The organism is Streptomyces sp. NPDC054883 (assembly GCF_053610645.1).
This window is the reverse complement of sequence record NZ_JBSGYT010000001.1, coordinates 41,624-64,422: the sequence shown is the minus strand read 5'-3', so window position 1 is coordinate 64,422 and position 22,799 is coordinate 41,624. Positions and strand designations below refer to the sequence as shown.

Below are 22,799 nucleotides of genomic sequence, written 5' to 3'. Positions count from 1 at the left end.
GCGGCCGCCGTCGGTCCGCGCCGCCGGGGACCCGGCGGCGCGGCCGGGCGGGCAGGCCGGGCCGGGGGCGGCGCCGCCCGGGCGCGGACGGCCTTCCGGCGCGGGCCGGGCGCCGGGCCGGGGCGGGGGGGGGCCGGCGGGCGGCGGGGGCCGGGCGCGGGGGGGCCCCGGGCGCCGCGGCCGGGCGGGAAGCCGGGGCCGGGGCCGTCGCCGCCGTGGCGCGGACGGAGTTCCGGCGCGGGCCGGACGCCGGCGTGCTCGTCTCCTGCGTACATGGGGCTGTTCACCGTGGACCGGCTTTCTCGGCGGGGGAGGGGGGTCGGACGTCAGGCACCGAGGGCACCCGCGTCCTCCCGGGCGGGCTCCTGGGGGAGCAGCCAGCGCCGGACCCGGGCCATCAGGTCGTTTGCGTCGACCGGCTTGGTCACGTAGTCGTTCGCCCCGGAAGCGAAGCTCTTCTCCCGGTCGCCCGGCATCGCCTTCGCGGTGACCGCGATGATCGGCAGCTGCGCGTAGGCGGGCATCCGCCGGATCTCCGCGGTGGCCGCGTACCCGTCCATCTCCGGCATCATCACGTCCATCAGGATCAGGTCGATGCCCGGGTTCGCGGCGAGGGCCTCGATGCCCTTGCGGCCGTTCTCCGCGTGCAGCACCTCGATCCCGTGGAGTTCCAGGATGCCGCTGATCGCGTACAGGTTGCGGGCGTCGTCGTCGACGACCAGCACGGACCGGCCCGCCAGCTGCTCGTCGACCGCGGGACCGGCGGCCGGCGAGGGCGCGCCGGTCCGCACCAGCGGGGGTACGGCTCCGGGCTGCTCGGCGGACAGGTGGAGCGCTATGCGTTCGCGCAGCTCGTCCAGGCTGGAGAGGACTTCGAGCGGCTGGTGGGAGGTGTGCCGGGAGAGTTCCGTCCGCTGCGCCGAGGTCAGCCGGCGGCCGTCGTGCGCGAGCACCGGCAGGGACGCCAGGGCCGAGTCGCCCGCCATGGCGTCCAGGAAGCGCAGGGCCTCGCCGTCGCTGCCCAGGTCCAGGACGACACAGTGGAAGGAGGCCTGCGCGAGTACGGAGGCCGCCTCCACGGCGGTGACGGCCGTCGCCACCTCGACCTGTTCCTCGGTTCCGGACGCGGCGCGGCCGGCGGCCAGGTCGCGGGCCGCGCTCTCCGCGACCAGGCTCAGCAGGCCGTGGCTGCGCTCCTCGATCACCAGCAGCCGCCGCGGGTGGCGCGTGGCCTCGCTCACGGCGGCGAGGGCGGCCACCGGACCGCCGACGGCCCCGCCGAGCAGCTGCGGCTGTCCCACCGGCGCCGCCTCCAGGGCCGGCGTGTCCAGGGCGCGCTCGTGGAAGTCGTCGTAGGAGACGGGCAGGTACAGCGTGAACACCGAGCCCTCGTCCGGCACGCTGCGCGCCGTGACGGCGCCGCCGAGGAGCCGGGCGATCTCCCTGGTGATCGACAGGCCGAGTCCCGTGCCCCCGTATCTGCGGCTGGTGGTGCCGTCGGCCTGCTGGAACGCGGCGAAGATCGCCTCCAGGTGCTGCTCGGCGATGCCGATGCCCGTGTCGACGACCCGGAAGGCCACGACCGACCCGGCCCGGTCGAGGTGGCCGGGGAGCTCGTCGGCGACCGCCGGCTCGATCCGCAGCTCCACCCGGCCGTGCTCGGTGAACTTGACCGCGTTGGACAGCAGGTTGCGCAGGATCTGGCGCAGCCGCGCGTCGTCGGTCAGCAGGTCGACCGGCACGCCCGGCAGCGTCACGATCTCGAATTCGAGGCTCTTCTGGCTGGTGAGCGGCCGGAAGGTGGCCTCCACGTAGTCCAGGAGCTGCTTCAGGGACACCCGTTCCGGGTTGATGTCCATCTTGCCCGCCTCGACCTTCGACAGGTCGAGGATGTCGTTGATCAGCTGGAGCAGGTCGGACCCCGCCGAGTGGATGATCCCCGCGTACTCGACCTGCTTGGCCGTGAGGTTGCGGGCGGGGTTCTGGGCCAGCAGCTGGGCGAGGATGAGCAGGCTGTTGAGCGGCGTGCGCAGCTCGTGGCTCATGTTCGCCAGGAACTCGGACTTGTACTTCGACGCCAGCGACAACTGCTGTGCCCGGTCCTCCAGTTCCTGCCGGGCCTGCTCGATCTCCAGGTTCTTCGTCTCGATGTCCCGGTTCTGGGTGGCGAGGAGCGCGGCCTTCTCCTCCAGCTCGGCGTTGGAGCGCTGGAGTTCGTCCTGCTGGACCTGGAGCTGCTCCGAGCGCGCCTGGAGCTCGACGGTCAACCGCTGGGACTCGCCCAGCAGTTCGTCCGTGCGGGCGTTGGCGACGATCGTGCTCACGTTGACGCCGACCGTCTCCATCAGCCGGCCCAGGAAGTCGCGGTGCACCGGCGTGAAGCTCTTGAAGGTGGCGAGCTCGATGACGCCGAGCACCTGCTCCTCCACGACGATGGGCAGCACGATCAGCCCGGCCGGGGCCGAGCGGCCCAGCCCGGAGGAGACCACGTAACCGGGCGGCACCTCGTCGGCCACGATGATCCGCCGGCTGCGGGCCGCCTGGCCCACCAGGGTCTCGCCGCGCCGCAGCCGTACGGACGCGGGGCTCCCCGCGGGGCGGCCGTAGGAGCCGATGAGGGTGAGCCAGGTCTCGCCGTCGGCCTCCTCGGCGAGGTAGAAGGCGCCGTAGCTGGCGTCCACGAGCGGAGTCAGCTCGTCCATGACGAGCTCGGCGACGGCGGACAGGTCACGGTGGCCCTGCATCAGACCGGAGATGCGCGCCAGGTTCGACTTGAGCCAGTCCTGCTCCTGGTTGGCGCGGGTGGTCTCCCGGAGCGAGCCGACCATCGAGTTGATGTTGTCCTTGAGCTCGGCGACCTCACCGGAGGCGTCCACGGTGATGGAGCGGGTCAGGTCGCCCTCGGCGACCGCGCTCGCGACCTCGGCGATGGCCCGCACCTGGCGCGTCAGGTTCCCGGCCAGCTCGTTCACGTTCTCCGTCAGCCGCTTCCAGGTGCCCTCGACACCCTCGACCTCCGCCTGTCCGCCGAGCCGGCCCTCGCTGCCCACCTCGCGCGCCACGCGCGTCACCTCGGCCGCGAAGGAGGACAGCTGGTCCACCATCGTGTTGATCGTGGTCTTGAGCTCCAGGATCTCGCCCCGGGCGTCGACGTCGATCTTCTTCGACAGGTCGCCGTTGGCGACCGCGGTGGTCACCAGGGCGATGTTGCGGACCTGACCGGTCAGGTTGTTCGCCATGGAGTTGACGTTGTCGGTGAGGTCCTTCCAGGTGCCCGCCACGTTCGGGACCCGGGCCTGGCCGCCGAGCCGGCCCTCGGTACCGACCTCGCGGGCGACGCGGGTGACCTCGTCGGCGAACGCGGACAGCGTGTCGACCATCGTGTTGATGACCCCGGCGAGCGCGGCGACCTCGCCCTTGGCCTCGACCGTGATCTTCTGCGAGAGGTCGCCCCTGGCCACCGCCGTCGCGACCTGGGCGATGGAGCGCACCTGCCCCGTCAGGTTCGACGCCATGACGTTGACGTTGTCGGTGAGGTCCTTCCAGGTGCCCGAGACCCCGCGCACCGTGGCCTGGCCGCCCAGATTGCCCTCGGTGCCCACCTCGCGGGCGACGCGGGTGACCTCGTCGGCGAAGGCGGAGAGCTGGTCGACCATCGTGTTGATGGTGTCCTTCAGTTCCAGGATCTCGCCCCGGGCGTCGACCCGGATCTTCTGCGAGAGGTCGCCCTTGGCGACGGCCGTCGCGACCTGGGCGATGGAGCGCACCTGGGCGGTGAGGTTTCCGGCCATGAAATTGACCGAATCGGTCAGGTCCCGCCAGGTGCCGGAGACGCCCTTCACGTCGGCCTGGCCGCCGAGGATCCCGTCCGTGCCCACTTCGCGGGCCATCCGGGTGACCTCGTCGGCGAAGGCGGAGAGCTGGTCGACCATCGTGTTGACGGTGTCCTTGAGCTCCAGGATCTCCCCGCGGGCGTCGACGGCGATCTTCTGCGACAGGTCTCCGCGCGCCACCGCGGTGGCCACCTGGGCGATGTCGCGGACCTGGGTGGTCAGGTTGCCCGCCATCGCGTTCACGGAGTCCGTCAGGTCGGCCCAGCTCCCGGACACGCCCGGGACCTCGGCCTGACCGCCGAGGGTGCCCTCGGTGCCGACCTCGCGGGCGACACGGGTGACCTCCGAGGTGAACAGGGACAACTGGTCGATCATGCCGTTGAAGACGGTCGCGATCTCCCCGAGGAGGCCGTCGGCCTCGTCGGGCAGCCGGGTGCCGAAGTCGCCGTCACGCACCGCCGTCAGCCCGGCGAGCAGTTGGCGCAGCTCCGACTCGCCCACCGCGCCCGGAGCGCCCGGGGCGTCCGGGTCCGGGCCCTGCGTCAGCGTAGCGTTCGTCATGTCTTCCCCACCATCTCCCGACACCTCGTCACGGACGGGACACCTGGTCTTCCCGCTCTCGCGCCGGGACGTAGTCCACCACATCGCGGGCGGTCGGAGACCCTCGGTGCGTCCGTGAGCACCGTCTCCGCGAAAAGTTTCGCCCACCCCGTGTAGGGCCGCGTTCTCGGGGCAAGCGCGCCCCGTCAGCCGTCCGCCGTCGGGAGGAAAGGTCCCCCATGCCTCGCTCCGCCGTAGTTGTAGACCCTGTCCTCGGGACAGACGCGAAGGCCGCGCCGGCCATCGGCCGTACGACCGGAGAGCCGGAGGGCCGACTGCCGCGGATCACGGATGCCCGCGAGGTCGCCCCCGCCGACGCCCGGCAGCTGTCGCGGCTGTTCCTGCTGCGGCTGCGGTCGCTGGAGGAGGGCACCCGCGAGTACCAGTACGCGCGCAACACGCTGATCGAGATGAACGTCTCGCTGGTGCACTTCGCCGCCCGCCGCTTCCGCGCCCGCTCCGCCGGCGGCGGCGTGGACATGGAAGACATCCTCCAGGTGGGAACCATCGGCCTGATCAAGGCGATCGACCGCTTCGACCCCGACCGCGAAGTGGAGTTCGCCACACTGGCGCTCCCCTTCATCACCGGCGAGATCAAGCGGTACTTCCGGGACACCACCTGGGCGGTCCACGTCCCGCGCCGCCTCCAGGAACTGCGGACGGAACTCGCCAAGAGCCGCGAGGCCCTCACCGACCTCCTCGGGCGGGCACCGACCGTCAAGGAGCTCGCCCAGGACCTCGAACTGAGCGAGGAGGAGGTGGTGGAGGGCCTGGTCGCCGCCAACGGCTACACCAGCGACTCCCTCGACGCCTCCGCCGGTTCGGAGGAGGACTCCGCGGCGGGCCGCAGGACCCGGTCGCTGGCCGACACGCTCGGCGAGGAGGACAGCGCCATGGAGCTCTTCGAGGAGTTCCACACCCTCGCGCCCCTGCTGGCCGAACTCGACGAGCGCGACCGGCGCATCCTGCGGATGCGCTTCGGCGAGGAGCGGACCCAGGCCGAGATCGGCGCCGAGCTGGGCATCTCCCAGATGCAGGTGTCCCGGCTGCTGTCGCGCACCCTGGCGCGACTGCGCACCGGCATGCTCGCCTCCTGACCACCGACTCCCGCCGGCGCGGCGGGCGGGCCGGTGCCGGCGGGGAACCGGCGGTAGCCTAGTCAGCCGACCGGCCAACCGCCCGCCCCCGGAGGGAAAACGTGGCCCCACCCCCTCCTCACCGCCCGTGCCCGTCCGCCCGTGGTGAGCATGCGTCCTTCGCCTACGACGACGACCTCGCCTGGGCGGACACCGTGGTCCGCTTCGTGAGCAACGGTCTGGAACGCGGACAACGCGTCTGGTACAGCGCGGACAGCACCGAGCCGAGCGCCGTCATCGACGCCCTGCGGCGCGGCGCGGTCGACGTCGACACGGCCCGCCGGGACGCCCGGCTGAGCGTGACCGGGACCGAACGGTCCTACCTGCGCCGCGTCCCCTTCGACCCCGACTGGGTCATCTCCATGTTCCGCACCGCCTGCACCGAGGCCCTGGCCGACGGCTGTACGGGTCTGCGGGTGCTCGGCGAGATGTCCTGGTCGGCGCGCGAGGTACCGGGCATCGACCGCATCCTCGAATCCGAACTGCGCCTCGATCGAGAGGTCTACGCCGACCTCCCGCTGACGGGACTGTGCCTCTTCGACCGCCGGCTCATCCCCGGACCCACCACCGACCTGCTGACCCGCGCCCACACCGGCTGCGCCGAGGTGCCCCGCCCGCTGACCGGCGGGCTGCTGCTGCCGCCGGCGGCGCTGGCCGCCGTCCCGATGCGGGACCGCTCCGGGATCCGGCTGAGTGGCAGCGGCGACCTCGAAACCCGGCAGATCCTGCGCTCGGCGCTCGCGGCCCTCGCCCGGATGCCCGGCAGCGTCGTCCACCTCGACCTGTCCGCGGTGACCTTCCTCGACCCGGGCGCGGTCGCCGTGCTCGTGGACGTCTCGAACTCACTGACCGGGACGGGCCGGAGCCTCCTTCTCCACAAGCCCCCGTACTCGCTGCGCAAAGTGGCCGAGTTGTTTCCGGAGGAATGTGCCGCGCTGGAGGTCGCAGCATGATCGTCACCCATGTCCCGGCGGCCCCGGAGCCCGCGGACTTCGTCCATCCCGCCCTCTTCTACCGGGACCTGGAGGAGTACACGGCGGGCGTGTGCGGTTTCGTGCGCGCGGCCCTGGCGGCGCGGGAGCCGGTCTTCCTCGCCGTGCCCGGCCCGCACCTCGACGCCCTGCTCCAGAGCCTGGGCAGCGACGCGGACGGCGTCGACTGCGTGGACATGCGCGAACTGGGCCGCAACCCCGGCCGGATCCTGGCCGCCCTGCAGGGCTTCGCCGACCGCGAACCCGGCCGGGCCGCCCGGATCGTCGGGGAGCCGATCTGGCCGGGCCGCTCCGAAGGGGAGGTCCTCGAAGCCACCCGCCACGAGGCCCTCATCAACACGGCTTTCGCCGGCCGGCCCGCCACGATCCTGTGCCCGTACGACCTCTCGGGCCTGCCGTCGGGGGTGGTGGCCGATGCCCGGCGCACCCACCCCACGGTGATCGAAGGCGGCAAGGACGCCGTCAGCCCGCTCTACACCGAGGCCGCCGTCGTCTGTTCGGACTGTGATCTTCCCCTCCCCGAGCCCACGCGCGAAGCCTTCCTCCTGGAGTACGCCGCCGGCGGACTCGCCCTGGTCCGCGAACACGCCGAGAACTGGGTCCGCCGGACGGGCCTCGATCCGGCCCGGCGCGGCGACTTCGTCCTGGCCGTCAGCGAAGCGGCCGCCAACTCCGTGGCGCACGGCGGCGGCAAGGGCACGCTGCGCCTGTGGCACGGGGCCGCGGGCGGCGTCGTGGCGGAGATCCGGGACGGCGGCCGCCTCTCCAACGCCCTCGCGGGCCGCCGGCGCCCCTCCCTGACGTCGGACAACGGCGGCCGGGGCCTATGGATGATCCACCAGCTCTGTGACCTGGTCGAGATCCGCGCCCTCGAAACCGGCCTCACCCTGCGTCTGCACGTCGACGGCCCCTGAGGCCCGAGAGGGCCCGGGCCTCCCGTCGGCGCCTCCGACGCCTGTAAAGTTGCCCGGGTACGGCAGTAGGGGCGGCGACGGAGAGGCTGACGTGGTAACTGGCAACCCAGGAGACGGCGAAGTGGCTCCGCAGGGGGGCACGGCGACGGACGGACCGCAGGGAGCGGCGCTCCGCGACAGCGGGACGGGTGCCGTGGTGTGCGCGATCACCGGGGATCTGGACCTGGACGGCCTCGGCGCGGTCCGGCCGCTCCTGGAGCAGGCGGTCCGGTCGGGCGCGAACCGACTGGTGATCGACTTGACGGGACTGGGCTTCTGCGACTCGTCGGGCCTGAACCTGCTGCTCGCGGCACGCCTGGACGCGGAGAAGGCGGGTCTCGGGGTGCGGCTCGCCGCGCCCACCCAGCAGCTCCGGCGGCTCCTGGAGATCACTGGCGCGGACACCGTCTTCACCATGGACACCACCGTCGACGCCGCGCTCTCCGCACCCTGAGCCCGCCCGTGCCCGCCACACGTCCTGCCCGGGTAGACCGGGGGCACTGCGCCGATCGGGGCAACCGCGTGTCCGCGTGGTCAGACCGGGCATACGCAACACCTGAGACGCCGGGGGCGATGACACCCCGGCCGCCAATCCGGACACACCGGCAATGCGAATAGACGACGAACAGTGTCAACGACGGGGGTGAGACCACAGTGAAGACCATCGGATCGGACACCAGCGATCCACTGCCCAGCGGACCGCCGGTCACGGGCCAGCGCCGTCGGCTCACCCTCGGCGGTACCGGCGGCCCGGTCGCCAAGGGACGGGAGTTCGTGCGCCAGGCCCTGCGCGACTGGGGCTGGGACGGGACCGAGACCTCCGAAGACGCCCTGCTCATCGTCTCCGAGCTGGTGACCAACGCCAACGTGCACGCCGGCGGCTGCCACCAGCTGCTGGTGGTGGCCGGTGAATCCCTGCGGATCGAGGTGTTCGACGGGGACCCCGAGCTTCCCCGTCCCCGCCTCAGGCACCAGCGCGGGGCTCCCGGAGGCCAGGGCCTGTACATCGTGCAGCGCCTCTCCGACCGCTGGGGATCCGTCCCCCACGAGCACGGCAAGTCCGTCTGGGCGGAGATCGAAGCGGACCGGCTCGTGACCGGGCGGCCCGCCCCCAAGACCGCACCGCCGCTGCCTTCGCTCAACTGAGACGTCCCCGGCCCGGGGCCGGGGACACGTACGCCGGGGCCGCCCGCTCCCCTCTCGGGAACGGGCGGCCCCGGCGTGTTCGGGCAGCCCCGCGATCAGGCGGTGCGGCGCGCGTCCCGGACCGCCTGATCGGCGGCCTCGTCCAGGGTGTGGGCACCGGCGGTGCTCAGGCGGCCGCCGCTGCTCTCCAGGTGCGCGCGGACGAACCACTGGAAGAGCTCCAGCTGGGCCAGCTGGCCGATGAGCATGTCCTGGGTGACCAGGTCCAGCTCATCGGTGATCTTCATGGCGGCCCGGTGGTCCTCGATGACACCCGCGTAGACCAGGTCCAGCGCTCCGAGGTGGGCGACCGCGTCGGCCCGGCCCACGTCGTAGTCGTCCCAGGTCCGCTCGGCGACCAGTGCGCCCGGGGTGCCGGCGGGGACGCCGCCGAGGGTCGAGATGCGCTCCGCGGTGGTGTCGATCATCTCCCGGACCGCGTCCACCTGGGGGTCCAGCATCTCGTGGACGGCGATGAAATGGGGTCCCACCACGTTCCAGTGGACGTGCTTGAGCGTCAGCGCCAGGTCGTTGAGCGAGTGCAGCCGCATGCGCAGTACGTCCACGACCCGGGCGGCTTCCTCCTTCGACATCCCCGGCACGGTGTAGTGCGGGGTGGTGGTGTGCTCAGCCATGACGAAACTCCGAATCTACGCTGATGGGGGGTTATTCACCTTCTGCCACACTTGCCCCTATTCATGCATGGGGTGCCGGGGGCGCGGAGCCGCCGCGCGGCGGCTCCGCCGAAAGCGCGGCCGGTGATCCCGGCACCGGCTACGCGGCGGCCGGCCGCATCTCCTGACGGGCCGTCGGCAGCTCGCGTTCGGCCAGTGTCTCGGCGGCGGCCAGGGCGTCCTCGATCGTGGTCGTCGCGGTCGTGACGCAGAGGGTGTACGAAACCTGCTCCAGCTCCAGCCGTGCGGCGGCGGAGTCCTGGCCGGCCAGCGACGCGTAGCGGGCGAGGAGGGAACGGACGACGATCGGGGACGGCATCAACATGGAAGGTCCTTTCGGGCCGGTTCACGGGACTGATCAGCGGCGTGCCCCCGAACGCCGAAAAGATGCGCGGGTCTTTCGCGCGCGCGTGCGATGCCTTCCGCCCGGCCGGCCCGGCATGCCCGCCCGGTAACCGGGCAGGCGGGTGACCAGAGGCCCCGCGCCGCACGCGGGGCCGGCGGTGACGAACCCGGGGAGGCGGGGTACGTATGGCGACGCGAGCCTCGGACCGCAGTGGCGAAGACCTGATCGGTACCCGTCGGCGCGCCGACATCGAACGGGAGTGCGGAAGGCTCCGGCGGACGACCGCCCTCTCGCGCGGCGCGGCGAGCGGATACCGGTGGGCCCTCGGCCGGGACCGGGAAGGCCCCGTCACCGGGGTCCACGCGGAAGGGCCGCCCGGGATCGACCTGCTGATCGCGGAGGTGGACGCGGCCGTCGTACGGCTGGAGGAGCAGCCCGGCAGCTCGGTGCCGCACGACCACATCCAGGGCGTGCACGACGCCCTCGCCTGGGTGTGCGGACAATCCGAGGACCGCCCGTCCTGAAACGGCCCCGGGCCGTCAACACCACGTCGCGCCAAGTGCGTTGGAGGCCGACGCCGGGGTACAAGGGCCCGCATGACATCGAGGCGCATGTGGTGGCGTACACGTACCAGGGAACCCGACGAGCCGACCGCCGCCGACCCGCCGCGGGCCCGTGCCGGGACCGTGCCGGCCGGGCGGCCACCCGCGTCACCGGTGGTCCGGGCGGTGGCCATGGTGGCCGCGTTCGCGGCGACCGTGCTGTTCAGCGTGGTGCTGGCCCGCCTCACCCTGGAACCCTCCGCCGCCTCGGTGGACCTCGTACACAGCAACGTGCACCCCGGGCGCTCCATCAGCGCGTACCTGAACGGGGCGTCCGTCCGCGAGGCCGCACGCCAGCTCGGCGGCAACGTCCTGCTCGGCGTGCCGCTCGGGGTGCTGCTCCCCGTGCTCGTACCGCCGGCCCGCGGCCTGCTGCGGGTCGCCGTCGTGACGGCGGTCCTGATGACGCTGGTGGAGCTGATCCAGGGCGCCTTGGTGAGCGGACGCGCCTTCGACGTGGACGACGTCATCCTGAACACCTCGGGCGCGCTGCTCGGGTACTTGCTGATCGGACGCCGCCTCGGGCGCGCCGTCCACCCGCGGCGCAGGCACTGGTGGCACCGCCGCCCGCACGCGGCCCGGCCGGGCACGGCTGAGTGACGGGCCGGCCGGTGCACCCGGCTCACTGCAGCGGGCGGGCCTCCAGGGCCGGGACCGGGTCCTGGTGGCCGCCCGACGGCAGCATCCGTACCTCGCCGCGGTCGCTGATCTCCGCCCGTACGATGCCGGTCGGGTCCTCGTACACGGGGTGGCCGCCCGGTCCCGCCTGCTGGGTCCGGGACACCACCACGGTGTCGGGGCCCGCCCCCGGCTCGCCGGGAAGCACCAGTTCGTAGCGCTCGGCGCTCACCTGGAGCCTCCTTCCGTCCGGCCCGTGCGGGCCGTCCTCCTCCCATCATGGTCGAAGGGGCCGGGCGACGCGCGAGGGCGGCGCCGCCCGGCGCGTGGCGGCGCCGTCAGCCCGCCCGCCCGTACCGTACGTCGGAGGTCCAGATCCGTTCGAGGCGGACCCGGCCGCCCGGGCGCGGGGCGTGCCAGATCTTGCCGCCCCCGGCGTAGATGCCGACGTGCTCCATGGTGGCGCCGCGGGGGAAGAAGACGAGGTCGCCGGGCGCGCGCTGGACGGACGGGATGTGCCGGGTGTGTTCGTACTGCTGTTCCGCGGTGCGCGGCAGTCTGCTCCCGGCCTTGCGGAACGCGTAGAAGGTCAGTCCCGAGCAGTCGAAGCGTTTGGGCCCCGCGGCGCCGTAGGCGTACGGGGCCCCCCGTTTGGAGGCGGCCACGGCGACGGCTTTCACGCCGTGCGATACGGCCGCGCGGGCCGGTGCGGCGCCGCCGGTCACCGTCGAGGCGGCGAGGAAGAGGCCGAGGAAGGACAGGGCGAGGACGCGGGGCGAGGGGGCCGGGGGCCGGTGTTCTCCGGGGGAATGGGCGTGTTCCGTTCCGTAGGGGGCCATCGTGATACCTCCGCATTGGGTTGCAGGAACAGCCCCGGTTCCGGGGCTGGTCTTGGTTGACATGCGCTGGGCTCTCGACGGCCGACCAGTCTTCCTGCCGGTCGGGAGGTTTCTGGTGATTTGCAGGTTCATGCGGTGTATCGGTTACGTAAAGAGACCCGCCCCGGTGCCTCGGCTACGGGCGGAGGTCCGCAGGGCCGGAGGCGGGCGCGGGGTGGTCGGCGGTGATCGTGCTGGTGCCCGTCATCTCGAACAGGCGTCGCACCTGGGGCGACCGGACCCCCGCCACCCGCAGGGTCCGGCCGTGCGCGCGGGCCCGCCGCTCCGCGCGCAGCAGGACGTCCAGCCCCGAGCAGTCGCAGAAGGTGACCCCGCTGAAGTCGGCGTCGATCCGCGTCACCCCGTCGCGGAGCGCCTCGTGGAGTGCCTCGGCCAGCAGCGGGGCGGTCGCGATGTCGATCTCCCCCGTCACCGCCACGGTGATCCGGCCGTCGCGGCGGCTCGTCGTGACGGCGGCCGCGGCCTCCTCGGGCATCGGGCCGGACTCGTATCGACGTGTGGTCATCGCCGGCTCCTTCCTCTCGGACGGGGCCGCCGTGCGGCGGTCCCGGGCCGCGCGCCTCAGGTCTCGCGGCGCTGGGTGTCGCTGTCCCGGCGGAGCCGGTGCGTGTGCCGGGTCATCTCGTCGATGCGGTCGGCGAGTTCGGCGTGTTCGGGGCGCAGGTGGCGCCGGGTGTCGGTGAGGGGGCGGACCAGGTGGGCCGCGTCGGCGTGGGCGAGCGCCTGATTGAGCTCCCCGAGCTGCCGGTCGGCGCCGGCGGGCAGGTCGGTCAGGGCGGTCACCTGACCGGCCAGCCGCCGCAGGCCCGCGGCGTTGTCCCGGGCCCACGCGGTGACGGTGCGGTCGGCCGCACGCCGGTCGCGCACGGCCTGCACCCGCTGCTCGCCGGTGATGCCCGCCTCGCCGGGGTGCTGGCGCAGGTAGCGCCGCTCCGCGGCCTGACGGCTGGCCACGCCCAGGGGCCCGGCCAGGTCGGCCCAGCTGGCGCCGGCTTCCCGGGCGGTCTCGATCAGGCCGGTCTCCCAGCCGGCGAGCTGCTCGCGCACCTGGCGCAGCAGCGTCAGGCTGGCCAGCGCAGGGTGCGGTCCGTCCGGGGCGGGGGCCGCCCCGGACTCCGTGGCGTCGGCGGCCTGGGCCTCTCTGACGGCCCGGTCGATGGCTTCGAGGGCGGCCGCCGCGGCGAAGAACGAGGCCGGACCGGTGCCCGCTCGCGGGGTGGGCTGCGCGGATGCGGTCATGGGGCAATCTCCGTTGCTCTTGTCATCCTCCAGATGACGTCCTACTTGTCATCGTCTGGATGACATGTTACAACGGAAGCACGTTGAAGCGCATTGGCAGTTCCTGCCTGAACCGACTGGAGGTGTTTCGCGATGTTGATGCGCACCGACCCCTTCCGCGAGCTCGACCGGCTCACCCAGCAGCTGATGGGGACCACCGGCACCTGGTCGAAGCCGTCCGTGATGCCGATGGACGCCTACCGCGAGGGCGACGACTACGTGATCGCCTTCGACCTCCCGGGTGTCTCCGCGGACGCGATCGACATCGACGTCGAGCGGAACATGCTGACCGTCAGGGCCGAGCGCCGGCCGACGGCCAAGGGCGACGAGGTGCAGATGGAACTCTCCGAGCGTCCCCTCGGCGTGTTCTCCCGGCAGGTCATGCTCGCCGACACCCTGGACACCGAGAACATCAACGCCGACTACGACGCGGGTGTGCTGACCCTGCGCATTCCGATCGCCGAGCGCGCGAAGCCGCGCAAGATCACCATCAGCGCCACCGGCGGCGGGCCCAAGCAGATCTCCGGCTGACCCGCTCCCGGCCGCCCAGACGGCGGAGGACGGGCCGATCCCCTCCCCCCGGCAGTTCCGTCCTCCGCCCGCGTGCCCGGCCCGCGGGCCTCGTCCCGCGGGCCCGCGCGAGCACCGTCCCCGTGAGCACCGAGGAGGACAGGCCCCATGGCATTGCGTTGGGAGGCGTTCCTCGACCAGGTTCAGGAACGCGGTGAGTACAACACCCCGGAGGAAGCCGATCGCGCCGCCCGGGTCGTCCTGGCCCTGCTCGGCGCCCACGTCGTCGGCACCGAACGCGCCGAACTGGCGGCCCGCCTGCCCGAGACGTACGCGCTGATCCTGCTCAACCCGCTCCAGGCGGTGGAGCCGCTCTCGCCGGAGCGGTTCGTACGCGCCACGGCGGCATGGATCGAGGGCGCCTCACAGGCGACGGCGGCCTGGGACGTCGGTGCCGTGCTCAGCGTCGTCGCCGACGCCGCCGGGCAGGACCTGGTCCGACGGCTGCTGCTCCAGCTGCCACCCGGCTACGACCTCCTCTTCGGGCTCCCGCAGGCCACCTGAACCCCGCCTGCGCCCCCGCCCCCGACCCTCGACGAGAAAGGCGTACAGCACCCATGTTCCACCGGCCCGAACAGCTCCAGCAGGCGCCGGAGATGAGCTACGACCAGATGGTGGAGAAGGTGCGCTACGAAGGCGCGTACCCCACCCGGGAGCGAGCCGAGGACGCCGTCCGCAACGTCCTGTCCGCGCTCGGCCGCCAGCTCACGGGCGACGAACGCGTGGGCCTGGCCGCCCGCCTGCCCGTGGAAGCCGCCCTCACCTTCACCGCCCGGATCCCGGATCCGCAGCCGCTCACCGGCTGGGCCTTCGTCAAGGACCTCGCGACCCGGACCGGCGGCACGCCCGCCACCGCCCGCTGGGAAGCCGGCGCGGTCCTCACCGTCGTCGCCGCCCTGGCCGGACCCGACCTCCTCGCCCGCATCCTCTCGGGACTGCCCGACGGCTGGGCCCTCCTCTTCGGCCGCGCCCAGCTGCTCACCCCGCAGCCGGCCCGCCGCGCCGCCTGACCCCGGCGGCCGCACGCCGGGGCGGGCGTGGAGGCCGTTCCCGCCGGGCACTCCGGGATCATCGTTCACCTGCCTGATCGCCCTGGCCTCGTCCTGGTGTGTGCCGTCATCCGTCCCTTCGCCCGCTCGGAGACGGTCTTCGCCGTACCGGCCGTATGCCTGGTCGTCGCGGTCGGCGGGATCACGCCGAGCCACCTGCGCGAGGAGGCGGAGCGGCTCGGGCCGGTGATCGGCTTCCTGGCGGCGGTCCTCGTCCTCGCCGAACTCTGCGATGACGACGGACTCTTCCACGCCTGCGGCACCTGGATGGGCCGCTGGGCGGCGGCCCGCGCCGACTGCTCGGCGCGGTCTTCGTCCTCGCCTCGCTGATCACCGCGGCGCTGAGCCTGGACGCCACCGTGGTCCTGCTGACCCCGGTGGTGTTCGCGACGGCCGCCCGGACGGGCGCACGGCCCGCACCCCCCCCCGTGTACGCCGCCGCCCACCCGTCCAATTCGGCTTCGCTGCTCCTGCCGGTGTCGAACCTGACGAACCTGCTCGCGTACACCGCCGGCGGACTCGCCTTCACGCGCTTCGCGCTGATGATGACGCTGCCGTGGCCGGCTGCGATCGCCGTCGAGCACCTGGTCTTCCGCCGCTTCTTCGCCGCGGACCTGAACGCGCCCGCGGAGCGGCCGGAGGCGGCGGAGCAGCCCGAGCTGCCGCCGTTCGCGCTGGTGACCGTCGCCGCGACGCTCGCCGGGTTCGCCGTGGCGTCCGCCGTCGGGATCGACCCGGCGTGGGCCGCCGCGGCGGGCGCGCTGGTGATGACCGTACGGGAGCTCGCGCGCCGCCGCACCACGCCGGGCGCCGTCCTGCGCTTCGCCGCCCCGTCCTTCCTGGCGTTCGTGCTCGCGCCCGGCATCGTGGTCCGGGCGGTCGTCGACCACGGGCTCGGCGCCGCTCTGGGGCACGTCCTGCCCGGCGGCACGGGCCTGCCCGCGCTGCTCGGCACCGCCGCGCCCGCCGCGCTGCCGGCCAACCTGATCAACAACCTGCCGGCCGTCCTGGCCCTGCTCCCGCCGGCCGCACCCGTCGGCCCCGGCGCGGTGCCGGCCGTACTCCTCGGGGTGAACATCGGCCCCAACCTCACCTACGCCGGGTCGCTGGCCACCCTGCTGTGGCGGCGCATCGCCCACGGGCACGACCACCGGGTCAGCCTCGGGCAGTTCACCCGCCTCGTCCTCCTCACCGTCCCCGCCGCGCTGACCGCGGCCACCCTCGCGCTGTGGGCGTCCCTGCGGCTCTTGGGGACCTGACGGGGCGAGCGCGTCCAGCCGCAGGCGTGCCAACTGCCCCGTCGGCAGCCGGTGTTGCGGGGTGCACTCACCCGTTGTGTTTACCACCGTGATTTTCGGTTACAGGAAGTAGTGAAAGACAGTCAGTACCCGACGGAAGGCAGGAACATGAACCTCGTTGCCGGGCTCATCCTCGTCGCGGTCCTCGTCCTCATCGCCCTCTTGGTCGTGGCCCCTTCCGCCCCCTCGCGGCGCAATCCCTCTCCCGGCCGCCGACGTTCCGGCGCGCACCGGCTGAAGACCGTTCCCAGGCAGCGCGGCGCGGGCCGCTTCCACACCCCGCAGTGATGCGCACCGGGGCACCCTACTCCCCCAACCCCCTCGTGGGGGAGGGGGAGTTTTCATAACCGGACGGCGTCGGCAGCGTCTCGTCCAGACCCTTGACGCGGTCGAAGGGCCCTCACATACTGGCGGCCAAATCGATTTGGCTCTGTCATCGCGACCCCCGTCCCGGGTCGTGGGACAGCCATATCCGGAACGAGCCGAACGGAGCTCGAACGTGCCCAGTTTCCGCACCGCGAACCGCCGCCCCGCACCGCCGAAGTCCCCGCAGGAAGCCCAGCCGCAGCCGACGGACGAGCCCGGCCCCGGAGAACCGCCGCAGCAACAGCCCCACCCGGTGGACGAGTCCCGCCCGCTGGGCCGGATCCTGCTGTTCGGCATCCAGCACGTCCTGGTGATGGCCGCGACCCCCATCTCGGCGATCTTCCTGATGAGCGCGACCCTGGGGCTCGACTCCCGGCTGACGGTCAAACTGCTGTCCGCCGCCTTCGTCCTGTCCGGCATCGGTTCGCTGATCCAGTCCCTCGGACCCTGGAAGATCGGGCCCCGGCTGCCGTTCGTCATGCTTCCCGGGGGCGCTCCGCTCATCCTCTTCCTCGCCATCGCCCAACAGCACGGCCTGCGCACCGCCACCGGCGCCGTGATCCTCACGGCGGCCTTCTACTTCGTGGTGCTGCCGGTCTTCTCCCGGCTCCTGGCCTTCTTCCCCGCCCTCGTCATCGGCACGATGATCGTCATCGTCGGAGTGAACCTGGTCAAAGTGGGCGCGGTCCTGGTCACCGGCCGGCCCGGGGAGCCGGGCTTCGCCGACCCCGCCCGCCTCGTACTGGGCCTGGCCACCATCGGGTTCACCGTCGCCTTCTACCGGCTGTGCACCGGCGTCCTGCGCCAGCTCGCGGTGATGCTCGGCCTGATCGCCGGTACCGTCCTCGCCGTCGCCCTCGGGGACGTCGACTTCGGCCGGGCCGTCCACGGCCCGCTGCTCGGCGCTCCCGAGCTGCTGCCGTTCGGCTCCCCGCAGTTCAACCTGGTCGCCGCGCTCCCGCTGATGCTCTACAGCCTCGCCTCGATGGCGGAGGCGACCGGCCAGACCGTCATCAACGCGGAGGCGGTCGGCAAGCCCGTCGACCGGCGCACCGACGTGCCCAAGACCATCCGGGGCGATGCGGTCGTCTCCTTCCTCGGCGGGTTCTTCGGACTGCCGCTGATGGTGACGAGCGGCGAGAACATCGGCATCGTCCGCGTCACCGGAGTCCGGAGCCGCTTCGTCACCGCCGCGGCCGGAGTGGTCTTGATCTGCATCGGGTTCCTCGCTCCCGTGACCCGCGCCATCAGCGTCGTGCCCGCGGCCGTGGTCGGCGGCACCGCCATGGTCGTCTTCGCCGTGATCACGGTGCTCGGCATCCAGATGCTGGGCCGGGCCGGACTCGACCGGCACACCAACACCTTCATCTGCGCCGTCTCCCTCGCCCTCGGACTGCTGCCCATCCTGATCCCGGGCGTCTACGGGGGACTGCCGTCGGGCCCCCGGATCCTCCTCGAAAGCGGCGTCGCGGTAGGGGCGTTCACCGCCGCCCTCCTCAACGTCCTCTTCCACCACCCGCGGCCCGGCCGCGCCCGCCCGGCCGGAGCGCCCGAGGCCGCCGCGCACCCCGAGCCGGAGGCGGCACCCCACAACGAGCCCGCACCGCGCGGCTGAACCCCCTTCACCGGAAAGAGAACCATGACCGACTCGTCCCCCGACCGCCTCGCCGGCACCGGCCCCCGGCTGCTCGTGCCCGACGTGGTGATCACCCCCGCCGGCCCGCTCGACGGCCACGCCGTCGTCGTGGCCGACGGATCCTTCGGCGCCATCGGCCCCGCCGCGGAACTGGAACGCCTGCACCCCCGGCTGACACCCGTACGCCTGCCCGGGCACGCGCTGATCCCCGGCTTCGTGGACACCCACCACCACCTCACGCAGAGTTTCGGCGCGGCCCTCGCGTTCGGCGAACCCTCGGAGATCTTCCGCCGGGTATGGGCGCCCCTGGAGGGCGCGCTGGACGAGGAGTCGGCGTACGTGGCGGCGAAACTGGCCGCGCTGGAGTCGCTGCGCGGCGGGTTCACCACCGTCGCGGACGCGGGGACCCGGGCCGATGTCGAGGCCGACGTCGTCGCCGCCGCCGCGCGGGACGCCGGGATCCGCTGCGTACTGGCGCTGCTGTGCAACGACGCGCCGGGTGCGGAGTCCTCGGACGTCATGGCCCGGGCGCACAAGCACCTGGCCCGCTACGACACCGACGACCTGATCCACCCGTCCCTGGGCGTCTCCATCCCCGAGGCCGCGACCGCCGGCACCCTGCGCGCGACCGCCCGCCTGGCAGCCGAAGCGGGAGCCGTCGTACAGATCCACGTCAACGAGCACCTCGTCGCCGTGGAACGCTCCCTCGTCCGGCACGGCCTGCGCCCGCTGGAACACCTGCACCAGGTGGGCGCCCTGGGGCCGCAGTTGGTGGCCGCCCACGCCACGCTCCTCACCCCGGCGGAACTCACCCTGCTCGCCGACAGCGGCGCCGCCGTCAGCTACAACCCGGTGGCCAGCGCCTGGAAGGGGAACGCCGTCGCCCCCGCGGCCCTGATGGCGGAGCGCGGCATCCGCTTCGGGATCGGCACCGACGGCACCCGCGGCGACGCCTTCCGGCTCGCCGACGCCGCGGAGACCGCCCAGCGCCTCGCCTACGGACTCGCCTCGGGCGACTCCTCCTGCGGAGCGGGCTGGACCTGGCTGGAGCACGGCTCCCGCGGCGGCGCCGACGCGCTCGGCCTAAGCTCCCGCACCGGAGCCGTCACCGAAGGGGCCGCCGCCGACTTCCTGCTCATCGACATATCGACCCCCGAACTGCGGCTGTCCTGGGACCTGCCGTGGGAACTGGTACGGCGCGGCAACCGCGACCAGATCAGTGCCGTGTTCGTCGGCGGCCGGCTGCGGCTCTGGCACGGCTGGCCCACCGACTGGGACGGCCCTGCGCTGGTGCGGCAGGCGGCCGAACTCTCCCGCTCCGTGCTGGGGCGGGCCGCCGTCACCCGGGCCCACCCCACCTCCATGGCCGCGCGCGCCGGCCGTGACCGCGACCGCGGGCGGAGCGTGGCCCGGTGAGCACGCAGACCCTCGCCCTGCTGGCGGTGACGGTGGGGCTCGCCGCCTTCGTACAGGGGACCAGCGGGCTGGGGTTCGCCCTGATCGTCGCCCCGGTGGCGGGCCTGCTCGATCCGGCGCTGCTGCCCGTGTTCGTCCTGGCGTCGATGATCCCGCTCAACGCTTACGTGGCCTGGCGCGAGCGGGACTGCCTGGACCTGCGCGGCGCCGGCTGGATCACCGGGGCGCGGCTGGCCGCCACCCCCCTCGGCCTGGTCCTGCTGCGGGCCATCCCCGACGGCCGGCTCGGGCTGTTCGTCGGGGCGGCCACGGTCCTGGCGGCGCTGGTCAGCCTGGCCGCGCCCGCCTTCACCCCCGGCCGGGGGGCCTACCTGGGCGCGGGCCTGGTCACCGGGCTCACGGAAACCGCCACGGGGGTGGGCGGGCCGCCGCTCGCGCTGGTCTACCAGCACCGCCCGCCGGCGGAGCTGCGGGCCACGATCGCCGTGTGCTTCCTCGTGGGCGAAGTGGCCTCCCTCGCCCTGCTGTTCGCGACCGGCGACGGCCACCCGGGCCAGTTGGGCCAGGCGCTGTTGCTGCTGCCCGCCCTGGCGGCGGGAGCCTGGCTGAGCCGCCTGGTCCACCACCGCCTGGACGCGCGCCGGATGCGGCTGTTCGTCCTCGGCTTCGCCCTGGTCTCCGGGGTGGTGCTCATGCTCGGCTGAGCGCCGTCCCGTCGGTTGCCGGCGGGCCGGAGCGCAAGGACGACGCGCGGGCGATCAGGCGGGGTCCGGGCGCCGTGGCGACGGCCGGGGCGTCCTCCCCGCGCAGCCGGCCGAGCAGCAGTTCCACCGCTTCGGAGGCGGCGTGGTCCAGGTGCAGGTCGACCGCCGTCAGCGGGGGCTCGCAGGTCCGGGCCCGCAGCCCGTCGTAGCGGGTGACGACCATGACGTCGTGCGGGATCCGCCGGCCGCTGTCCCGGATCGCCCGGACCGCGCCGACGGCGAAGGTGTCCACCAGGGCACAGACGGCGTCGGTACCGGGGTGGGCGGCGAGCAGCGCCGCGCAGGCGTCGTACCCCGCTTGTTCCCCGCCCTCCTCGGGAGCGGCCGCCACCAGCGGGTCCCAGCCGTGCCGCGCCGCGGCCCGCTCGAACACGGCCCGGGCGTCGACGCCGGAGTGGCGCGCGCCGTCCCCGACGATCAGCGCGGGCCGCCGCGCGCCCTGCTCCCGCAGGTGTCCGAGCAGCAGTTCCGCGACCGCGGTGCCGCGCAGGTCGACGTAGGGGGCGGCGTCGGCGGGGGAGACCGGTCGGCCCAGAGCCACGTACGGCAGCCCGCGCTCGCGCAACTGCGCCACCGCGACGTCGTCCGTGTCGGGCTCCACGACGATGGCCCCGTCGATGTCGACCGAGTACAGCGGGGAGCCGCTGCGGACCGGCGGGACGAGGACGAGCGCGTAACCGTGCACCAGCGCGCGCTCCGCGGCCGCGGCGGCGACCTCCATGTAGAAGCCCAGGCGTGACGGCCCGCCGGCCACGGCGAACGGCATCGACGACGCCAGCGCGATGGCCTTCGCCTCGCCCCGGCGCAGCCGCTGCGCGCGCAGGTTCGGCCGGTACCCGAGCTCGGCGGCGATCGCCTTGATGCGCTCCCGGGTCCGCGGGTCGACCTTCCCGATCCCGTTCAGGGCATGCGAGACGGTCGTCCGTGACACCGAGGCGGCCCGGGCCACGTCGGCGATCGTAGGCGGCCGGGCACCGGTACCGGAAGGGGACATCTGGGTAACGCTCCTCGCGCCGAGCAGGGGTGACCTCCGCATCTTCGCCGACCGGCGGCCCGGCCGGAAGACGCGCCCCGGCGTGGTTCAGGCGCGCGCGAGGACCGCGACGGCGTTGTGGCCGCCGAATCCGAAGGAGTTGCTCACCGCGATCTCGCCGGCGTGCTCGCGGGCCGGGCCCGTGACGACGTCGATCTCCATCCCGGCGCCGGGCTCGGTCAGCCCGGCCGTGGGCGGGACGGTGCCCGCGGCCAGGGCCAGGACGGTCAGCGCCGCCTCGATCGCCCCCGAGGCGCCCAGGGTGTGTCCCAGCGCCCCCTTGGCCGAGGTGACGGGCGGCCGGTGCGGGAACACGCGCCGCAGGACACCCGCTTCGATGTCGTCGTTCTGCCGTGTCGAGGTGCCGTGGGCGTTGACGTGACCGACGTCCCCGGCCGCCACGCCGGCGTCCGCGAGAGCGGCGCGGACCGCCTGCTCGGCCCCCCGCCCCTGCGGGTGCGGGGCCACCAGGTGGTGCGCGTCGGTGGAGGCGGCGTACCCGATCAGGCGGGCCAGTGGCCGGGCCGATCGCGCCGCCGCGTCCGCGGGCCGTTCCAGCACCAGGGCGCCGGCGCCCTCCGCGATGACGAAGCCGTCCCGGGTGGCGTCGAACGGCCGTGAGCCGGTGCCCGACAGGGCGCCGATCTGGGCGAAGCCGGTCACCATCAGCCGGGTGATGGCCGCCTCCGCGCCGCACACCAGGGCGATGTCGCACTGCCCCGTCGCCAGCAGGTCACGGGCGAGGCCGAGCGCGGTGGTGCCCGAGGCGCAGGCGGTGGAGGTGGAGAGGGTGGGACCGGTCGCCCCGAACCGCAGCGCGAGGTTGGCGCAGGCCATGTTGATCAGATAGCCGGTGAGGAAGTAGGGCGAGACGAACTCCGGCCCCCGCTCGGCAAGCCGGGCGAGCGCCTCGTCCTGTGTCCGCAGGCCCCCCAAGCCGCCGCCCGTGACGACGGCGACCCGGCTGCCGTCCCACCGCGCCGGGTCGAGTCCGGCCTGGTCGAGCGCCTGGGCGGCCGCCGCCAGGGCGAACCGGTCGACCAGGTCGAGCCGGCCGGAGCCGCGCAGGCGCAGAACGGGGTGGTCCAGGTCCGGTACGCGGCAGCTGAGGGAGACCGGCAGGCCGTCCAGCGCCGGGTCGGGGGCGGCGGTGGAGCGGCCGCCGAGGACCGCCGACCAGGTACTGTCCCGGTCGCAGCCGGCCGGGGTGACCAGACCGATCCCGGTGACGACGGCCGGGGAGCGCGGGCTCAACGGTCGGTGCGTCGCGCGCCGACGGCTTCGGCGAACTCCCCGAGGGTGCTGGCGCGCAGCTCCTCCTCCTCGACCTTGACGCCCAGCGTCTCGTGTACGGCGATGGCCATCTCGACCACCATGAGCGAGTCGGTCAGCAGCTCGCGCATCGGCGCGTCCGCCCGCACCTCGTCGGCGGGAACCTCGAACTTCCCGATGAGCAGTTCGCTGATCGCGTGGAGGACGGATTCCTGCGCGGAAATGGTCACGGCATCTCTCATTTGCGGTTTCGCGGCCTCGTGCAGCATGGTGACGCAG

Annotated in this window: 24 protein-coding genes and 1 pseudogene; 15 read left to right on the top strand and 10 right to left on the bottom strand. The window is 73.5% G+C overall.

What is annotated here, in order from left to right; genetic code table 11:
* Nucleotides 1–326: 326 nt before the first annotated feature.
* Nucleotides 327–4,394, bottom strand: coding sequence for a HAMP domain-containing protein (locus ACWGH1_RS00340; RefSeq protein ID WP_453408269.1), 4,068 nt, complete (start codon nt 4,392–4,394; stop codon nt 327–329).
* A gap of 218 nt (nt 4,395–4,612) precedes the next feature.
* Here ACWGH1_RS00340 and ACWGH1_RS00335 point away from each other — a divergent pair, with 218 nt between their 5' ends.
* The 5 genes from ACWGH1_RS00335 to ACWGH1_RS00315 all read left to right on the top strand — a co-directional run bounded on the left by ACWGH1_RS00335 (nt 4,613) and on the right by ACWGH1_RS00315 (nt 8,660).
* The gene (locus ACWGH1_RS00335; protein ID WP_453354673.1) at nt 4,613–5,530 is read left to right on the top strand and encodes a SigB/SigF/SigG family RNA polymerase sigma factor; all 918 of its coding nucleotides are present in this window, start codon (nt 4,613–4,615) and stop codon (nt 5,528–5,530) included.
* A 101-nt stretch (nt 5,531–5,631) separates the two neighbouring features.
* Nucleotides 5,632–6,522, top strand: coding sequence for an MEDS domain-containing protein (locus tag ACWGH1_RS00330; protein ID WP_453354674.1), 891 nt, complete (start codon nt 5,632–5,634; stop codon nt 6,520–6,522).
* On the top strand, nt 6,519–7,475 hold the full coding sequence (locus tag ACWGH1_RS00325; protein WP_453354675.1) for an anti-sigma factor RsbA family regulatory protein: 957 nt from the start codon (nt 6,519–6,521) through the stop codon (nt 7,473–7,475). The genes ACWGH1_RS00330 and ACWGH1_RS00325 overlap by 4 nt, the downstream gene beginning before the upstream one ends.
* Before the next feature lie 121 nt (nt 7,476–7,596).
* Nucleotides 7,597–7,968, top strand: coding sequence for an STAS domain-containing protein (locus tag ACWGH1_RS00320; protein ID WP_453354676.1), 372 nt, complete (start codon nt 7,597–7,599; stop codon nt 7,966–7,968).
* Between the two features lie 200 nt (nt 7,969–8,168).
* Nucleotides 8,169–8,660 (top strand): ATP-binding protein, encoded by a 492-nt coding sequence (locus ACWGH1_RS00315; RefSeq protein WP_453354677.1) that lies wholly within the window; start codon nt 8,169–8,171, stop codon nt 8,658–8,660.
* Between the two features lie 95 nt (nt 8,661–8,755).
* Here the strand turns inward: ACWGH1_RS00315 and ACWGH1_RS00310 are convergent, their stop codons facing one another.
* Both ACWGH1_RS00310 and ACWGH1_RS00305 read right to left on the bottom strand, forming a co-directional pair.
* Nucleotides 8,756–9,334: a Dps family protein gene (locus ACWGH1_RS00310; protein ID WP_453408268.1), complete on the bottom strand. Its 579-nt coding sequence runs from the start codon at nt 9,332–9,334 to the stop codon at nt 8,756–8,758.
* A 139-nt stretch (nt 9,335–9,473) separates the two neighbouring features.
* A complete protein-coding gene (locus tag ACWGH1_RS00305) occupies nt 9,474–9,698 on the bottom strand; it encodes a DUF5133 domain-containing protein (RefSeq protein ID WP_453352809.1) in 225 nt (74 codons plus the stop codon).
* Between the two features lie 206 nt (nt 9,699–9,904).
* Here ACWGH1_RS00305 and ACWGH1_RS00300 point away from each other — a divergent pair, with 206 nt between their 5' ends.
* Nucleotides 9,905–10,243 (top strand): hypothetical protein, encoded by a 339-nt coding sequence (locus tag ACWGH1_RS00300; protein WP_453352808.1) that lies wholly within the window; start codon nt 9,905–9,907, stop codon nt 10,241–10,243.
* Nucleotides 10,244–10,315: 72 nt separating this feature from the next.
* On the top strand, nt 10,316–10,921 hold the full coding sequence (locus ACWGH1_RS00295) for a VanZ family protein (protein ID WP_453352807.1): 606 nt from the start codon (nt 10,316–10,318) through the stop codon (nt 10,919–10,921).
* Between the two features lie 22 nt (nt 10,922–10,943).
* Here ACWGH1_RS00295 and ACWGH1_RS00290 read toward each other — a convergent pair whose 3' ends face one another.
* From ACWGH1_RS00290 to ACWGH1_RS00275, 4 genes are all read right to left on the bottom strand, one after another.
* Complete coding sequence (locus ACWGH1_RS00290) at nt 10,944–11,171, bottom strand: DUF6296 family protein (RefSeq protein WP_453352806.1); 228 nt, start codon at nt 11,169–11,171, stop codon at nt 10,944–10,946.
* Between the two features lie 106 nt (nt 11,172–11,277).
* Nucleotides 11,278–11,778, bottom strand: a complete 501-nt coding sequence (locus ACWGH1_RS00285; RefSeq protein ID WP_453352805.1) for a C40 family peptidase — start codon at nt 11,776–11,778, stop codon at nt 11,278–11,280.
* A gap of 175 nt (nt 11,779–11,953) precedes the next feature.
* On the bottom strand, nt 11,954–12,343 hold the full coding sequence (locus ACWGH1_RS00280) for an STAS domain-containing protein (protein ID WP_453408267.1): 390 nt from the start codon (nt 12,341–12,343) through the stop codon (nt 11,954–11,956).
* 56 nt (nt 12,344–12,399) lie between these two features.
* Nucleotides 12,400–13,077, bottom strand: coding sequence for an HSP18 transcriptional regulator (locus tag ACWGH1_RS00275; protein ID WP_453352803.1), 678 nt, complete (start codon nt 13,075–13,077; stop codon nt 12,400–12,402).
* Nucleotides 13,078–13,209: 132 nt separating this feature from the next.
* Here ACWGH1_RS00275 and ACWGH1_RS00270 point away from each other — a divergent pair, with 132 nt between their 5' ends.
* From ACWGH1_RS00270 to ACWGH1_RS00235, 8 genes and pseudogenes are all read left to right on the top strand, one after another.
* Nucleotides 13,210–13,647: an Hsp20/alpha crystallin family protein gene (locus ACWGH1_RS00270; protein ID WP_453352802.1), complete on the top strand. Its 438-nt coding sequence runs from the start codon at nt 13,210–13,212 to the stop codon at nt 13,645–13,647.
* 147 nt (nt 13,648–13,794) lie between these two features.
* Nucleotides 13,795–14,190 carry a DUF2267 domain-containing protein gene (locus tag ACWGH1_RS00265; RefSeq protein ID WP_453352801.1) on the top strand — a complete coding sequence of 132 codons (396 nt, stop codon included), beginning with the start codon at nt 13,795–13,797 and terminating at the stop codon, nt 14,188–14,190.
* 53 nt (nt 14,191–14,243) lie between these two features.
* Nucleotides 14,244–14,696 carry a DUF2267 domain-containing protein gene (locus tag ACWGH1_RS00260; RefSeq protein WP_453352800.1) on the top strand — a complete coding sequence of 151 codons (453 nt, stop codon included), beginning with the start codon at nt 14,244–14,246 and terminating at the stop codon, nt 14,694–14,696.
* A gap of 57 nt (nt 14,697–14,753) precedes the next feature.
* A pseudogene (locus ACWGH1_RS00255) lies at nt 14,754–15,994 on the top strand (SLC13 family permease).
* Between the two features lie 147 nt (nt 15,995–16,141).
* Entirely contained in the window at nt 16,142–16,321 is a 180-nt protein-coding gene (locus tag ACWGH1_RS00250) for a hypothetical protein (RefSeq protein WP_453352799.1), read from the top strand.
* Nucleotides 16,322–16,652: 331 nt separating this feature from the next.
* The gene (locus ACWGH1_RS00245; RefSeq protein WP_453352810.1) at nt 16,653–18,014 is read left to right on the top strand and encodes a uracil-xanthine permease family protein; all 1,362 of its coding nucleotides are present in this window, start codon (nt 16,653–16,655) and stop codon (nt 18,012–18,014) included.
* 24 nt (nt 18,015–18,038) lie between these two features.
* The gene (locus ACWGH1_RS00240) at nt 18,039–19,451 is read left to right on the top strand and encodes an amidohydrolase family protein (protein ID WP_453352798.1); all 1,413 of its coding nucleotides are present in this window, start codon (nt 18,039–18,041) and stop codon (nt 19,449–19,451) included.
* Entirely contained in the window at nt 19,448–20,155 is a 708-nt protein-coding gene (locus ACWGH1_RS00235) for a sulfite exporter TauE/SafE family protein (protein ID WP_453408266.1), read from the top strand. The genes ACWGH1_RS00240 and ACWGH1_RS00235 overlap by 4 nt, the downstream gene beginning before the upstream one ends.
* On the opposite strand, the gene ACWGH1_RS00230 is transcribed toward ACWGH1_RS00235, so the two are convergent.
* From ACWGH1_RS00230 to ACWGH1_RS00220, 3 genes are all read right to left on the bottom strand, one after another.
* Complete coding sequence (locus ACWGH1_RS00230; protein ID WP_453352796.1) at nt 20,142–21,209, bottom strand: LacI family DNA-binding transcriptional regulator; 1,068 nt, start codon at nt 21,207–21,209, stop codon at nt 20,142–20,144. The two genes, ACWGH1_RS00235 and ACWGH1_RS00230, sit on opposite strands and share 14 nt — an antisense overlap.
* An 87-nt stretch (nt 21,210–21,296) precedes the next feature.
* Nucleotides 21,297–22,502: a beta-ketoacyl-[acyl-carrier-protein] synthase family protein gene (locus ACWGH1_RS00225; protein ID WP_453352795.1), complete on the bottom strand. Its 1,206-nt coding sequence runs from the start codon at nt 22,500–22,502 to the stop codon at nt 21,297–21,299.
* A complete protein-coding gene (locus tag ACWGH1_RS00220) occupies nt 22,499–22,750 on the bottom strand; it encodes an acyl carrier protein (protein WP_453352794.1) in 252 nt (83 codons plus the stop codon). The genes ACWGH1_RS00225 and ACWGH1_RS00220 overlap by 4 nt, the downstream gene beginning before the upstream one ends.
* Nucleotides 22,751–22,799 lie beyond the last annotated feature (49 nt).

What these genes read in the sequence shown, in the direction of transcription:
- ACWGH1_RS00340 (WP_453408269.1), bottom strand. Translation starts at nt 4,394, where the DNA reads ATGACGAACGCTACGCTGACGCAGGGCCCGGACCCGGACGCCCCGGGC.
- ACWGH1_RS00335 (WP_453354673.1), top strand. Translation starts at nt 4,613, where the DNA reads ATGCCTCGCTCCGCCGTAGTTGTAGACCCTGTCCTCGGGACAGACGCG.
- ACWGH1_RS00325 (WP_453354675.1), top strand. Translation starts at nt 6,519, where the DNA reads ATGATCGTCACCCATGTCCCGGCGGCCCCGGAGCCCGCGGACTTCGTC.
- ACWGH1_RS00310 (WP_453408268.1), bottom strand. Translation starts at nt 9,334, where the DNA reads ATGGCTGAGCACACCACCACCCCGCACTACACCGTGCCGGGGATGTCG.
- ACWGH1_RS00305 (WP_453352809.1), bottom strand. Translation starts at nt 9,698, where the DNA reads ATGTTGATGCCGTCCCCGATCGTCGTCCGTTCCCTCCTCGCCCGCTAC.
- ACWGH1_RS00300 (WP_453352808.1), top strand. Translation starts at nt 9,905, where the DNA reads ATGGCGACGCGAGCCTCGGACCGCAGTGGCGAAGACCTGATCGGTACC.
- ACWGH1_RS00295 (WP_453352807.1), top strand. Translation starts at nt 10,316, where the DNA reads ATGACATCGAGGCGCATGTGGTGGCGTACACGTACCAGGGAACCCGAC.
- ACWGH1_RS00285 (WP_453352805.1), bottom strand. Translation starts at nt 11,778, where the DNA reads ATGGCCCCCTACGGAACGGAACACGCCCATTCCCCCGGAGAACACCGG.
- ACWGH1_RS00280 (WP_453408267.1), bottom strand. Translation starts at nt 12,343, where the DNA reads ATGACCACACGTCGATACGAGTCCGGCCCGATGCCCGAGGAGGCCGCG.
- ACWGH1_RS00275 (WP_453352803.1), bottom strand. Translation starts at nt 13,077, where the DNA reads ATGACCGCATCCGCGCAGCCCACCCCGCGAGCGGGCACCGGTCCGGCC.
- ACWGH1_RS00270 (WP_453352802.1), top strand. Translation starts at nt 13,210, where the DNA reads ATGTTGATGCGCACCGACCCCTTCCGCGAGCTCGACCGGCTCACCCAG.
- ACWGH1_RS00265 (WP_453352801.1), top strand. Translation starts at nt 13,795, where the DNA reads ATGGCATTGCGTTGGGAGGCGTTCCTCGACCAGGTTCAGGAACGCGGT.
- ACWGH1_RS00260 (WP_453352800.1), top strand. Translation starts at nt 14,244, where the DNA reads ATGTTCCACCGGCCCGAACAGCTCCAGCAGGCGCCGGAGATGAGCTAC.
- ACWGH1_RS00250 (WP_453352799.1), top strand. Translation starts at nt 16,142, where the DNA reads ATGAACCTCGTTGCCGGGCTCATCCTCGTCGCGGTCCTCGTCCTCATC.
- ACWGH1_RS00240 (WP_453352798.1), top strand. Translation starts at nt 18,039, where the DNA reads ATGACCGACTCGTCCCCCGACCGCCTCGCCGGCACCGGCCCCCGGCTG.
- ACWGH1_RS00230 (WP_453352796.1), bottom strand. Translation starts at nt 21,209, where the DNA reads ATGTCCCCTTCCGGTACCGGTGCCCGGCCGCCTACGATCGCCGACGTG.